The organism is Streptococcus jiangjianxini (assembly GCF_040225085.1).
GTDB lineage: Bacteria > Bacillota > Bacilli > Lactobacillales > Streptococcaceae > Streptococcus > Streptococcus jiangjianxini.
Genome location: NZ_JBEHGL010000030.1, coordinates 1 through 13,028, shown reverse-complemented (window position 1 = coordinate 13,028; position 13,028 = coordinate 1). Strand labels below are relative to the sequence as shown.

Genomic DNA, 13,028 nt, shown 5'->3' with positions numbered 1-13,028 from the left:
TTTTCTTGTGATAACTTCTCCAAGTCAATCTTGTTATGATGGTGCTATCTTATGAAAAAAGGAGAAGGCACTATTGATGTTAAACAAAATGAAAGCGAGGCTTTTGACTGGTCTTGGTGGTCTAGCTGTGACTAGTTTTATGGTGATGATGGGATACACCATTGGTTCTCAATCCGTGACTAATCATACTAACAAGCAAATCCGGACTGAAGCACAGAAACTATTGACTAAAGAGAAAGAAAAAGAAAAGGCAAGTGTTCTCTCTGATGAACTGGTCAAGGAATTTCTCACGCAATACTATACCAAGGAAAAGCTAGGCGAGAATAACAACCGTATCAAGCCCTATATGACGGACTCAGCATTTTCAGAAGAGGAAGCAAATCAGAATAAAGCGATCAATCAAGTTTATAAAGATTATATGCTTGACTACCGATTTGAATTAGCCAGTATCTATGTCAATACAGAAAGCAATGTTGCACTTGCGGAAGTTACCTATCAAGTGACCTATGTTTCTAATTTGAGTGAGCAACAACAGCGAACCACTCAGACAGAAACCAAGACGGTTATGTTATCCTACTCCAAAGTTTCCGACAAGCTCCTGGTTAATCAGTTGACCATTTGGAATGGGAAACTTGAGGACATGAAAGAAGCAATAGATGGAGCCAATTCCAGCATACCAACAATCCAAGGAACTACAACAAGCGAGAACAACTAGCAGGAGACAGTCTTCTGCTTTTTTTGATAGGGAGACAAGATGACACGAATTAAAGCAGTAAAACAAAAGGCTATTTTAGATGTGGCTGAGAGTCTGGGTTATTCCTTCAGACGTTTATCAGGACACATTTATGAACACCCAGACCATGATTCCTTTCGAATTTTTGCCGATACAAATACTTTCAAATGGTTTTCAAGAGATTTACAAGGGGATGTAATTGACTTTGTTCAGTTAGTGGCAGGTGTTTCTTTCAAAGAGGCTGTATCTTATCTTGAAACCGGGGATTTTGAACAGACCAAAGTAATAGAAGAGGTTTATCAACCATTTCAATATTATTTGCGTGAAGAACCCTTTCAGCAAGCACGTACTTACTTGAAAGACATCCGTGGACTAAGTAATCAGACTATCAATTCCTTTGGCAGACAAGGATTGCTTGCTCAAGCTACTTATCAAGCGGAGTCAGTTTTAGTGTTTAAAAGCTATGACCATAATGGTGTTTTACAGGCCGCAAGCCTTCAAGGTCTCGTCAAAAATGAAGAAAGACACAAACGTGGTTATTTGAAGAAAATCATGAAAGGATCTCATGGCTATGTCGGTATTAGTTTCGATATTGGGAATCCTAAGCGACTCATTTTTTGTGAATCAGTTATCGATATGATGAGTTATTATCAGCTTTACAAAAAGCAATTATCCGATGTTCGCCTGATTTCAATGGAAGGTTTAAAACTTTCTGTGATTGCTTATCAGACCTTACGTCTAGCAACAGAGGAACGGGGAAAAATGGCATTTTTAGATACAGTAAAACCAAGCAGACTTAGTCATTATCTTCAGGCAATACAAGAGACGACAACCTTCTTCCAAAACCATTCAAACGTCATAACAATGGCTGTTGATAACGATGATGCAGGAAGAGAATTTTGTCAGAAACTGTCAGATAAAGGACTTCCGATTTCTCAAGATTTACCACCATTGCAGCGCCTTGAAACAAAGTCAGATTGGAATGATATTGTGAAACGGCAGAAGGAATTATCTTTAAGAGATCTTATCCAGTCTGCCCACACAAAAGTCATTAGAGATTATCCTCCACCTAAATGGGGGCATGCTTTAGAATTGTGATAACAAAATCAAGTCCACTATCATAATCTAGAAAGTGACAAGGAGGACACCCTATGAGTGTGATTGAACGTCTGGCTGAAAAAGTAGCTAGGCAAGAAGAAAGGGTCTCACGTGAGACGGAGAAATTGGAACACTATCGAGACCAACTACAAACTGCAATGTATAGCACCTTTATCAAACGGCAACAATCTAGTCAGTTGTCATTTCATGAAGCACTAGAGCAAGCCTTTGGTAAAGAAACCACACTACACCTAAATTACAGAAATGAGGATATAGAATGAGTAAAACTTGGAATTTTGATCAGCCACTAGATGATGTGAAACCAACATCTTCCCATGAAGAACGAGCAAAAATTGCAGCACTCTTCCATAAACAGGATGAAAAACCAATTGAAGAAGTAGATTATGTGGCTGCTTTTGAACAGCAACAAAAGGAGTCAGAATCTAAAGATGTACAAACGCTCGCATCAACCGTTAAACAAAGTCAGCCGAAGAAGGTAAATATCACAAGTGACTATAAACAACACTTGGCAGATACCATTACACAAAATAACAAGGATATTTCAGCCTGTCAAAAGCAAATTGAAGAACTTCATCAATTGATTGATGAAAAGAAAATCCAAAATAAAAAGTTGCAGGCTATTTCAGTAGCCATTGATGATTTATAAGTCAGGTAGTCCTATGCGGGCTACCTTTTTACAATTGAAGGAGAAGATAATGAAATTTTTTCAAAAGAAAAAACAGAATCAGGATCAATTTAAACGACTGATTCATCGACTATCAGAGATGTCAGATAGTGAGCTAACCAAAGTAGAGCAACTCCTAGATGTGGTCTTTGATACAAATTTTAAGCCTGATAGGAACGTTGAATTATCTCAAAGCGTTATAACCGATGAGGAACAAAGTCTTGATAAGTCGATCCAAGAAGCGAAAAATAAACTTAACATGGAACAATTCGAAAAAAACATTGAGAGATTTAGACAAGGTAGGCGAGAGAGCAATAATAACAAATAACAGACTAATTATAGAGAAGTTTTTATCATTCAATTAATAATTCAACAATTGTCGTATTACATGATATAATGAAGATAAATAACGACCTTAATTTAAGGAGGAACTCATGCCAACTTTACAGTCACAGTTTATTAAATTTCACGACACAATTAAGCTAGATGCTGATGATAAAAAGGTTTTAATCGACAAACGTAAAGAGGTTGAAGAAGTAATTAACAATGGTGTTTCAGAATTTGGAAAAAGCTTTTTCAACCAAGGAAGCTACTCAACTTACACAGGTATTTTGCCAATCGATGAAAGAGATTATGACTTAGATAGAGGTTTAAAAATCGATGTTGATAGACATTCGAATTCTCCTAAAGAAGTAAAGAAATTTATTTTTGATGCACTAGTCTCCGAATTTGGTGAAAATAGAGTCAAAGTAAAAAATCCATGTGTGACAGTATCATTTCCTGAAGATAATGTTCACATTGATATAGCGGTGTATTGTACTGAAAATGATAACTATTTTTTAGCCAGAGGAAAACTTAATAGTAATTATGAAAATATTAAATGGGAGGAAGCAGACCCTGTAGAATTAACGAAAAAAATTAATAATGCTATGGAGAACTCAGAAGACAGAAACCAATTTCGGAGAGTAATTCGTTACTTAAAAAGATGGAAAGATCTCAAATTTAAAAATCAAGATAATAGACCGACAGGAATTGGAATTTCAGTTTTTGCTGTCAGTAATTTTTCTGTAAGCAAAAAAGTAGACTATTTATCAGGAAACACTACTTATGATGATATTTCAGCTTTAAGAAATTTAGTAAATACTATGATTAATTCATTTTCGGATACATATGATTTTGATAGAAACTTATTTTATCCGAGATTAGAGGTTTATTTACCGGTTAAGCCATATACTGATGTATATGAAAGGGTATCAAATATACAAATGGAAGCCTTTAAGAATAAATTAGAAAAATTAAGAGACTCACTAGATGAGGCAATAAATTCTACTGATTTAAGTGAGTCTACAAAAGTATTGAGTAAACAGTTTGGTGATGATTTTCCTATTATTGAACAAAAAGAGACAGCAGAAAACTTTGGAACTCGGGCTATAATCAGTGATTATCCAAGTGCTTAGAGGCGTGTATGTTAGAAAAAAAAGAAATATTCCAGATATACTTTGACGAAATACCTTTAGAGAGCCTGAAATTAGAAGATAAGGAATGCTATTTTTATCAATATAAAAAATTTACCTTAAAAATTATCATTTCTAATGATTTTCCCCATTCACTTCCTGAAATCTATCTTTCAAATTTTATGGATTTTAATAAATGGTACAGCCATGTCGGTTCCGAAGGGAAATTGTGTTACATTTCAGAAGATAATTTAATTTGGGACTTTAATAATCCACTTGGATTATTAAAAGATTGCTGTGAAAAAGTAAAGGAATTACTGGATAGTTGGGATACACCAAAAATGACCGAAGAGCTCAGGAAAGAGTTTCTGTCATATTGGTATATCAGTTGTTTGAAGTCAAAAACAAAATATATAGAGATTCGAAGTTACTTATCCAGGGTCAGTACATTTGAGAAATATGAATTAGTCCTGTCGAATCAGAAATTCCATCTTTTTAATTATGGTTCACAACTCAAAGGGAGTGTTGCGCCACATTCTAAAAAAAGTAGAGATGTTTACATACTTCCACTTAAAGATTCGAATCCTGTGATTCCTCCTAATCCCCTGAATGAACTAACAGAAGCAACGTTTAAGAAAATGATCACAGGAAATCTATCTTCGGGTGTTAGACGCCGCTTTCAAAAGTGGTGTAAAACGAAACGAAAGTCATTCATATTAATTTTATCACTTCCTATATCTGATAATGATTATGTTTTGTTTGGTGCGCTTTTTGAGTCTAGAACTTCCAAATATCCATTTAAAATTGATAATAAGGTACCACAAAAAAATAAAGATAGAAAAAAAATTGGTTCTAAGGCAAAAAAATCAAAAAATGGGAGTTTCAATATTACTCCAGTATATATTACAAGATTCGACAAGGAGTATAGAGTGAGTAGGACATCCCAAGAATATGATTTTCTGAATAAAAAAGTTGTAATTGTTGGACTTGGATCTGTAGGATCATTTGTTGCAAACAATTTATCTAAAATGGGTATAGAGAAACTTCTTTTAATAGATCCTGATTTTTTAACGGTCGATAACATTTCAAGACACTACTTAGGTATGGATAGTATAATAGATAATATTCAAAAAGTAGACGCTTTAGAAGATAGATTGAAAAAAGAAAATCCTGATTTAGAAATTGAATGTGAGGGTATCCGATTTCAAGAAATAGTTCGGAAGAATCCAAATTTATTTTATGAATATGATTTTGTTTTTTCTTGTGTCGGAGATACTAAAACTAATTTTGAAATTAATCATTTTTTCAGAAAGATTGGAAAAACGGTATTGTATTGCTGGTTAGATCCATATGGAGTTGGGTATCATAACCTACTAGTTTCTCCGCAAAATAATGGATGCTATATGTGTATGAACTATGAAGATGGGCAACTTGTTAATAATAGAGCCTCTTTTGCAGAGAAAAATCAAATATTTGAAAAGCGTCTAGCTAGCTGCTATTCTTCATTTATTCCTTATAATGTTATTGCGCCTAGTTCTTTGGCAAATAAAGCTATAGAAGTATATTTACAGTACTTGGATGGGGAATTTTCTTCTGAAAACAGACTAGTATCAGAAATTGGTTCAGATAAACAGTTTGGAAAAGAAGGATTTACATATAGTGTTCGATACTACAATTGTTTAAAAAATAGTGATTTATTAAATGTTTCTTTAAGAACAAATATATCTTGTCCAGAGTGTAACGGAGATTATAAAGTTGATATATGTAAATCTGAATAATAAATATCAAATTGTAATACCATCTGATATTTTTAATTCATTACTAGAGTTTAGGCAATTGGGTTTGGAACCTGAAGCAGGTGGTATTTTTGTTGGTAAGAGACTTTTAAATAATTCGATACTTATTATAAATTTTTCAGAACCACAGGATAATGATGTAAGAAGTAGATTTAAATTCTCAAAAACTTCTCCATATCACCAGAAGTTTGCAGATGATTATTTTGGTAAAAGTTCAGGTTTTATAAGTTTAATTGGAGAATGGCATACCCATCCTGAAGATATACCTACTGCATCTTGTGTTGACATTAACTCATGGGAAAAAATTATCTCAGATAATGATGACAGGTTATTCTTTTTGATAGTTGGACTTCGGGCTGGTAGATTCTACTTTAGGGAATCAAATAAGTGGCAATCCACTCTAATCTATTTTAAGGATGTATAGATACGTATGAATCGAAAAAATAAATTATTTAAGAAATTCTTTTTTTGGTCTCAAAAATTTTATTTACCATTAGTATTAATTTTTATATTTCCAATTCTGATTTGTTATTTGATTGGGAAGAGTTTGACCCTGGTTGAAGTTGAAAAAATATCAAATACTAATTTTTTTACAAGAGCTATTTTTGAAATAATTCCTGATAATTCTACCGCTACTTATATAGTTCTTTATTTATTAATATCTACTTCATTATTGATGATTTTTAGAAAAAACAATGCTGAACGAACATTTAATGATGGTCATTCTGTATATCTTCATAACTGTTATAAAAGACTGTGGATTGCAGCAAATTTATTAGGTTATCGAAAGTTACAACTTATAGGTGTCTCAATACCAATGCAGTTTGAACTTATTAATAATGGAGTTTTTTCAGAGTTTATCTCTAAATCATCAGTTGTTCAATATGATGAATTTCAAGGAGAAATTATTGTTGAGTATTTAATTGAAAACAAAAAGAATAAAGTTGTAAATTTATTAGTATGTGATACATATGATATTCCTATAGAAAAATTAGCACCGGACTATTTGGAAAATACAACAGTAAAAATTTCATCGCAAAGAAATTATAGTGGTAACAGATATAACAATCCTCTATTAGTTAGTACAGTTCGAGAAGAGGTACAGAAAATAGTTAACACCTATAATGAGGTTAATCTATTCATGACAACAAATCCATTAAATACACAAGGAATTGTAGGAAAAGCATTTTTAACATTAGATAGATCAGGTTTTGATAAAGTCTCAGTTATACAGATGGATGAAACAAAAATTTATAAAGCTCCATTTGTAATATACGAAAATTAATAGGAAATCAATGGTTGAGAATTGTAAAACTCTTCTTAGTGTTTTATTGCAATTATTTTTTAGAGAGCCACCTGGCTCTTTTTCTTATGTTTTTCGATGATGTGATACCTTTTCCAAATCACATCTATTATCCTAATACCATTCCTAAGAAAATCAATCCTTGATTTTTCACCGGGGGGTTGGGGGCGGAGCCACCAAGTTATCTTATCGTTAGCTGTAAAAACTGGAGAGTTTTAGTCAGCTGGCGATATGATTTTTGGGATATTGTGGACACAATATCTGAGCTCGCAAAGACCGAACAAGGGATTTAGGAAATTTCCCGTATGACACACGGGGTCGGTTCTTACCCGAGAAAGGATGAAAGTGAGGAAAAGAGATGTCTGAACAGTATCGTGACATTCGAAAAGAGGTAAATCTAACCGCAGATGAGCTAAAACAGATTGAAAAGATGATGGAGACTGATAATTATCGTCACTTTTCACCATTTGTCAGAGATAAAATTTTGATGTTAGATGACAAACAGCTAGCAGCCAAAGAATGGTTCTCCCTTTGGCAGTCTCAAAAGTTTGAACAGATTAGTCGAGATGTGCATGAAGTTCTAGTCGTGGCAAGAGAAAATCACCAAGTGACTCAAGAGCACGTCTCAATCTTATTGACTTGCGTTCAAGAATTGATTGCAGAAGTGACTCAGACTCAGCCACTCAGTCGTGAGTTTCGTGAAAAGTATATGAGATAGGAGGTTGCTATGGTTTATCGTTATCGCACTAATCTCAAAAAAGTATTTCTAACAGATTCAGAATTACACCAATTAAATGAACGTATTGACAAGAGTAACTGTCAAAATTTCTCAGTCTATGCTAGAAAAGTTTTGCTTAATCCCAGTATGTCTTTTGTCACGATTAACACTGATACCTATGAACAGTTGGTATTTGAATTGAGACGGATTGGAAATAATATCAATCAAATTGCGCGTGCTATCAATCAAAGTCATTTGATTTCTCAGGAACAATTACAGGACTTGAGTAAAGGAGTTGGAGAGTTAATTAAGGAAGTGGATAGAGAGTTTCAAGTGGAAGTGAAAAGACTGAAGGAGTTTTATGGTAGTCACTAAGCACTTTGCAACGCACGGTAAAAAATATCGCAGGCGTTTGATTAAGTACATTCTCAACCCAGATAAAACGGACAATCTGAAATTGGTATCTGATTTTGGCATGAGCAATTACTTAGACTTTCCTAACTATGAAGAAATGGTTGAAATGTACAATGTTAACTTTACCAACAATGATAAACTATACGAATCAAGAAACGACCGACAAGAAAAACACCAACAAACTATTCATGCCCATCACCTCATTCAATCATTTTCTCCTGGAGATAATCTGACCCTTGAAGAAATTAACCGCATTGGTTATGAGACCATGAAGGAGTTGACTGGAGGTCGCTTTCGGTTCATCGTGGCAACTCATACAGACAAAGATCATGTTCATAATCACATCCTAATCAATTCTGTTGACCGTAATTCAGACAAAAAATTGATATGGAATTATGCCTTAGAACGAAACCTTCGTATGATTTCAGACCGTATTTCTAAAATGTCTGGTGCAAAAATTATTGAGAAGCGTCACTCGTATCGTGACTATCAGCAATATAGGCAGTCTAGTCACAAATTTGAACTGAAGCAACGTCTTTATTTTTTGATGCAGCAATCAAAGTCCCTTGAGGATTTTTTGGAAAAAGCAGAGCAGTTACACGTTCATATTGATTTTAGTCAGAAGCATAGTCGCTTTATGATGACCGATAGAGAGATGACCAAACCAATCCGAGGACGTCAACTCAACAAACGAGAGTTATATGATGAGGGCTTTTTTAGAACACATTTTGCCAAGATAGAAATTGAAAGTCGATTAGAATTTCTGTTGAACCGTGTTAATTCATTGGAGGAGCTACTATTAAAAGCAAAAGAAGTGAATCTAACCATTGACTTAAAACAAAAAAATGTGACCTTTATACTTGAAGAAAATGGAAAGCAGATAAGTCTGAGTCATAAAAAAATAAGTGATAAGAAATTATATGATGTCAATTTTTTTCAAGATTACTTTCAAAATAAGGGAGTCGGTGATGCAGAAGGATTAGTGAATTTACAGGAACAGTACCATGTTTTTCAAGAAGAACGAGATAAGGATAAGGTATCCACTGAAGAGATTGAGGAAGCCTTTGAGACATTTAAGGAAAAACGAGATGCCGTTCACGAATTTGAAGTGGAACTTGCAGGACACCAAATAGAGAAGTTAGTTGATGAGGGCGTTTATATCAAGGTGTCTTTTGGTGTAAAGCAGAGCGGTCTTATTTTCATTCCCAACTATCAACTAGATATTATTGAAGAAGACAATCAGAAAAAATATAACGTTTATATCCGTGAGACAACCTCATACTTTGTCTATAACAAAGAATACTCGGATAAGAATCAGTATATTAAAGGGCGAACCTTGATTAGACAGCTAACCAACGATAGTCGAGCAATACCATACAGACGACCGACTGTTGAAAGACTTCAAGAAAAGATTACTGAGATTAACCTCTTGATTGAGTTAACAGAGACAGATAAGAAATACCAAGATATTAAAGACGAGTTGGTCACAGAAATAGCAGAGCTAGATATCAAACTGAATCAAACCAATGAAAAAATCGCTACCTTAAACAAGATGGCGGAAGTATTTATTAATCTAAAGAGTGAGGATCCTAGTAGTCGAAAACTAGCAAGGTATGACTTTTCCAAACTGAACTTGACAGAATCAATTACAGTAAAACAAGTAACTGACGAAATAAGATTGCTGCAAGAAGAGCTAGATCATTATCTTGATGAGTATGAGGGACTAGCTAGAAGGCTGGAAAGGTTTGTGAAAATTTTTAATAACAACAAGAATATATACCAAAAATTTCAAGAAAATGTCTCTATTGAGTAAACAATTTTGTTAATCAATCAGTGAGATATTCAGTGACGTTTGCAATTATTGTCGAATATAAAATAGAATGGTACTTTATCTGCCATGGCTACTAATAATTATACCTCATGTTCTAGAGGTAAATTAATAATAACTTTAAAGAATTGATTCTCTTTACTTTCCACTTTAAAAGTTCCCTCATGAACTTCAATAATTTGTTTTGAGATTTTTAATCCCATACCGTGTCGTCTAATTCCTGAGATGTCAAATTCTTCAATGATTTGATTACTATCATGAATTGATAATAGTTTATCATTTGGTATGCCGATGCCATCATCCTCAATTGTAATTATTAAAAATTCTTTATCTCTGTGTAGACTAATATTCACATTACAGCCCTCAGGATTATGGAGAATAGAGTTATAGATAATATTATGAACTACACGTGAAATTAAGTTTTTTTCAATTGAGATTTTACTATTTTGAAGTTCATCATTAAATTCAAATGAAAAATTTATATTTTCCCAGACTTCTTGATTTATTATTTGTATAATGATCTCCTTGAAGAATGGAATTATTTTGACTGATTCTAATTTCAGAGTGAACTGGCTATTAGTTAATCTGGCAAAAATATTTAAGTCATTTACAGTATTTTGAATATAATAACTCTCATTAAGTATGGAACGTAAACGTCTTAATTGGTTTTTATCCACTGTATCAGATCTAATAAGAGAAGCATTTGAAATAATGACGGAAAGAGGGGTTTTTATATCATGTGCGATACCAGAAATCCAATTTTCTTTAAAAAGTTCACCTTCTTTTAGTTTTTTGTCAGCAATATTTATAGCTTCCGTTAATTGTTTTAGCTCATCTTGAGTTGAAACAGAACCACTTAGCCCTTCTGGTAATTTTTTAATTGCTAAAACTAAAGGAGTAATCTTACGTTGGACTAATCTAGTACTGTAGGTATAAATAATTAATAGATACAGACAATTTATTCCAAGTAGAAAAAAAGCTAAAATAAATAAGCTGTGAAGGTCGGATTTTTCATAATAATCGAAAGGAAATCTAAAAACTCTATCTTTTGAAAATCCAAAAACAAGGATCTTATTATTAACAATTTGTACGAATACGGGGTAATCATTTAAATAATAACGTGTAAACTTAGCAACGTCAGCTAGGTTATATTGTGACGGGACTTCACTTGGCTTTTTATATTCATAGATTTCCTCGCCACTATCAGAGTCTAAAATCATAATCCATACCTCTTTAGAATTAGCTAATTTTTTCCCAAAGTTAGATAATTTGGCAGAATTAGAACTGATATCAAGTTGTTTGACTAGATTATTCACTGTGTCCATCACATTAGTTTGATTTGCTTGACTAAAAACAAAAAATCCTAGAATAAAAACGTTTATTATGGACATGACTATGATTGAAACAATAAAACGTCTAATAAATTGTGTTATTACACGTAGTTTAAACATGTACAAGCTCCTATACCATTAGTTTATAGCCGAGTCCTTTAACAGTAATTAAGTATTGTGGCTTTGAAGGGTTAAGTTCGATTTTTTCTCTGATATTTCTGATATGGACCATTAAAGACTTTTCATATCCAAAACTATCAATGCCCCATACGGTATCACAAATCGCCTCTGTAGATACAATATAGTTTTTATTATCATATAATTTCCGAACGATTTGAATTTCTATTGGGGTTAAAGAAAGTTTTTCATTATTTTTTTCAACAATTGCATTTCCTAAATTAATAATGCAATTATCTAATTTAATAATGTTACTGTCTTCTTTGTACGACCGACGGAGAAGCGAAATTATGCGATAAATGAGAATTTTAGGAAGGAAAGGCTTAGTCACGAAATCATCTCCTCCAGATTGTAACCCTTGAATTTCATCTTCAGGTTCATTTTTTGCTGTTAGAAAAAGAATTGGAATATCAGAATTTTTTCTTACGTATTTTGATATTAAATATCCTTTCCCATCTGGAAGCATGACATCTAATATAATCAAATCAATAGAATTATTAATAAAAGACTCTATTCCTTCACTGATGCTGTATGCACTATATATTTTTTTGAAACCAGAAACTGATAGTATCTCCCTTATTGAATTGTTTAACGCAATATCATCATCAACAACCAATATTTTTCTAGTTAAAAAAGGCGTTTCTATATCCATAAGCTCTCCTAGTAAAATAATTTGAATTTTCCATATTTATATTTATAGTATATCAAAAATTTTAAGTAAAAAGTAAGTCCACTAAAATCTTTAGGATTTCTTAAGGTGAATTTTAATATTTCTTTATCTTGTACTTATAAAATGTAACTGTAGCAAGATAAAGATGCTTGATATTGATTTACTTCAAACAAGGAGAAATAGCTATGAAATCAACAAATTGAAAAGGCAACCCTTTTCTGTACAAAATTTATAAAGTGTTTTTTGTTAAGCGATAACTCGCCTAGCCATTGGTGTTTGATAGTTGAGACTGCCGTGAATGCGATGATGATTCCACCAGTGGACGTAGTCCTTGGTTTTAAGATTTAGCTCTTCAAGTGAATGAAAGATTTCTTGATTAATAAACTCCAGTTTGAAAGAGCGATAGGTGCTCTCAGCTACGGCATTGTCATAAGGACATCCTGCTTGACTAAGTGACCGGGTGATACCGAATGCTCCTAACACCTCATCAATCAGTTGATTATCAAACTCCTTGCCACGATCAGAATGGAAAAGATTGACCTTGGTTAGTGCATAAGGGATACTCTGAATAGCTTGTTTTACGAGCTCTGCAGTCTTCTGCCAACCGACTGACAGACCAATGATTTCACGATTATAGAGGTCTATTATCAAGCAAACATATGCCCAGCGCTTACCAACACGAACATAAGTCAAGTCAGTTACAATCGCTTCAAGTGGTCTTTCTTGGTTGAATTGCCTGTCTAAGAGATTTGGAATGGGTGCTTCATTTTTCCCTTTAGAACACGGCTTGAAGCTAGTCTGCTGGTAAACAGATACGAGAT

Annotated in this window: 15 protein-coding genes; 12 read left to right on the top strand and 3 right to left on the bottom strand. The window is 33.3% G+C overall.

The features are described from left to right. The first annotated feature begins 76 nt into the window (after positions 1–76). The 12 genes from ABP870_RS10070 to ABP870_RS10015 all read left to right on the top strand — a co-directional run bounded on the left by ABP870_RS10070 (position 77) and on the right by ABP870_RS10015 (position 10,014). A complete protein-coding gene (locus ABP870_RS10070) occupies positions 77–715 on the top strand; it encodes a peptidylprolyl isomerase (protein ID WP_350015247.1) in 639 nt (212 codons plus the stop codon). Positions 716–754: 39 nt separating this feature from the next. Continuing rightward, on the top strand, positions 755–1,831 hold the full coding sequence (locus ABP870_RS10065; RefSeq protein ID WP_350015246.1) for a DNA primase: 1,077 nt from the start codon (positions 755–757) through the stop codon (positions 1,829–1,831). Between the two features lie 53 nt (positions 1,832–1,884). Further along, positions 1,885–2,112: a DUF5965 family protein gene (locus ABP870_RS10060; RefSeq protein ID WP_350015245.1), complete on the top strand. Its 228-nt coding sequence runs from the start codon at positions 1,885–1,887 to the stop codon at positions 2,110–2,112. Beyond that, positions 2,109–2,498: a DUF5945 family protein gene (locus tag ABP870_RS10055; RefSeq protein WP_014636614.1), complete on the top strand. Its 390-nt coding sequence runs from the start codon at positions 2,109–2,111 to the stop codon at positions 2,496–2,498. The genes ABP870_RS10060 and ABP870_RS10055 overlap by 4 nt, the downstream gene beginning before the upstream one ends. A gap of 49 nt (positions 2,499–2,547) precedes the next feature. Next, positions 2,548–2,844 carry a hypothetical protein gene (locus ABP870_RS10050; protein ID WP_350015244.1) on the top strand — a complete coding sequence of 99 codons (297 nt, stop codon included), beginning with the start codon at positions 2,548–2,550 and terminating at the stop codon, positions 2,842–2,844. Positions 2,845–2,950: 106 nt separating this feature from the next. Then, positions 2,951–3,973, top strand: coding sequence for a cyclic GMP-AMP synthase DncV-like nucleotidyltransferase (locus ABP870_RS10045; protein WP_350015243.1), 1,023 nt, complete (start codon positions 2,951–2,953; stop codon positions 3,971–3,973). An 8-nt stretch (positions 3,974–3,981) separates the two neighbouring features. Then, on the top strand, positions 3,982–5,748 hold the full coding sequence (locus ABP870_RS10040; protein WP_350015242.1) for a ThiF family adenylyltransferase: 1,767 nt from the start codon (positions 3,982–3,984) through the stop codon (positions 5,746–5,748). Beyond that, positions 5,726–6,190 (top strand): Mov34/MPN/PAD-1 family protein, encoded by a 465-nt coding sequence (locus tag ABP870_RS10035; protein WP_052506922.1) that lies wholly within the window; start codon positions 5,726–5,728, stop codon positions 6,188–6,190. The genes ABP870_RS10040 and ABP870_RS10035 overlap by 23 nt, the downstream gene beginning before the upstream one ends. Before the next feature lie 6 nt (positions 6,191–6,196). After that, positions 6,197–7,051 carry an acyltransferase gene (locus tag ABP870_RS10030; RefSeq protein ID WP_350015241.1) on the top strand — a complete coding sequence of 285 codons (855 nt, stop codon included), beginning with the start codon at positions 6,197–6,199 and terminating at the stop codon, positions 7,049–7,051. Positions 7,052–7,427: 376 nt separating this feature from the next. Further along, a complete protein-coding gene (locus ABP870_RS10025; RefSeq protein ID WP_350015240.1) occupies positions 7,428–7,787 on the top strand; it encodes an SAG1252 family conjugative relaxosome accessory protein in 360 nt (119 codons plus the stop codon). Between the two features lie 9 nt (positions 7,788–7,796). Further along, complete coding sequence (locus ABP870_RS10020; protein ID WP_350015239.1) at positions 7,797–8,162, top strand: MobC family plasmid mobilization relaxosome protein; 366 nt, start codon at positions 7,797–7,799, stop codon at positions 8,160–8,162. Further along, complete coding sequence (locus ABP870_RS10015; RefSeq protein WP_350015238.1) at positions 8,149–10,014, top strand: SAG1250 family conjugative relaxase; 1,866 nt, start codon at positions 8,149–8,151, stop codon at positions 10,012–10,014. The genes ABP870_RS10020 and ABP870_RS10015 overlap by 14 nt, the downstream gene beginning before the upstream one ends. Positions 10,015–10,112: 98 nt before the next feature. Here the strand turns inward: ABP870_RS10015 and ABP870_RS10010 are convergent, their stop codons facing one another. From ABP870_RS10010 to ABP870_RS10000, 3 genes are all read right to left on the bottom strand, one after another. Continuing rightward, complete coding sequence (locus tag ABP870_RS10010; RefSeq protein ID WP_350015237.1) at positions 10,113–11,480, bottom strand: sensor histidine kinase; 1,368 nt, start codon at positions 11,478–11,480, stop codon at positions 10,113–10,115. 10 nt (positions 11,481–11,490) lie between these two features. Beyond that, positions 11,491–12,189: a response regulator transcription factor gene (locus ABP870_RS10005; protein ID WP_350015236.1), complete on the bottom strand. Its 699-nt coding sequence runs from the start codon at positions 12,187–12,189 to the stop codon at positions 11,491–11,493. 264 nt (positions 12,190–12,453) lie between these two features. Next, positions 12,454–13,028, bottom strand: a 575-nt coding sequence (locus ABP870_RS10000; protein WP_350015235.1) for an IS3 family transposase, incomplete at its 5' end; no start/stop codon positions are given.

Excerpts from the sequence above, each read along its gene's own strand:
- ABP870_RS10070 (WP_350015247.1), top strand. The coding sequence starts at position 77 with ATGTTAAACAAAATGAAAGCGAGGCTTTTGACTGGTCTTGGTGGTCTA.
- ABP870_RS10065 (WP_350015246.1), top strand. The coding sequence starts at position 755 with ATGACACGAATTAAAGCAGTAAAACAAAAGGCTATTTTAGATGTGGCT.
- ABP870_RS10060 (WP_350015245.1), top strand. The coding sequence starts at position 1,885 with ATGAGTGTGATTGAACGTCTGGCTGAAAAAGTAGCTAGGCAAGAAGAA.
- ABP870_RS10055 (WP_014636614.1), top strand. The coding sequence starts at position 2,109 with ATGAGTAAAACTTGGAATTTTGATCAGCCACTAGATGATGTGAAACCA.
- ABP870_RS10050 (WP_350015244.1), top strand. The coding sequence starts at position 2,548 with ATGAAATTTTTTCAAAAGAAAAAACAGAATCAGGATCAATTTAAACGA.
- ABP870_RS10045 (WP_350015243.1), top strand. The coding sequence starts at position 2,951 with ATGCCAACTTTACAGTCACAGTTTATTAAATTTCACGACACAATTAAG.
- ABP870_RS10040 (WP_350015242.1), top strand. The coding sequence starts at position 3,982 with ATGTTAGAAAAAAAAGAAATATTCCAGATATACTTTGACGAAATACCT.
- ABP870_RS10030 (WP_350015241.1), top strand. The coding sequence starts at position 6,197 with ATGAATCGAAAAAATAAATTATTTAAGAAATTCTTTTTTTGGTCTCAA.
- ABP870_RS10025 (WP_350015240.1), top strand. The coding sequence starts at position 7,428 with ATGTCTGAACAGTATCGTGACATTCGAAAAGAGGTAAATCTAACCGCA.
- ABP870_RS10020 (WP_350015239.1), top strand. The coding sequence starts at position 7,797 with ATGGTTTATCGTTATCGCACTAATCTCAAAAAAGTATTTCTAACAGAT.
- ABP870_RS10015 (WP_350015238.1), top strand. The coding sequence starts at position 8,149 with ATGGTAGTCACTAAGCACTTTGCAACGCACGGTAAAAAATATCGCAGG.
- ABP870_RS10010 (WP_350015237.1), bottom strand. The coding sequence starts at position 11,480 with ATGTTTAAACTACGTGTAATAACACAATTTATTAGACGTTTTATTGTT.
- ABP870_RS10005 (WP_350015236.1), bottom strand. The coding sequence starts at position 12,189 with ATGGATATAGAAACGCCTTTTTTAACTAGAAAAATATTGGTTGTTGAT.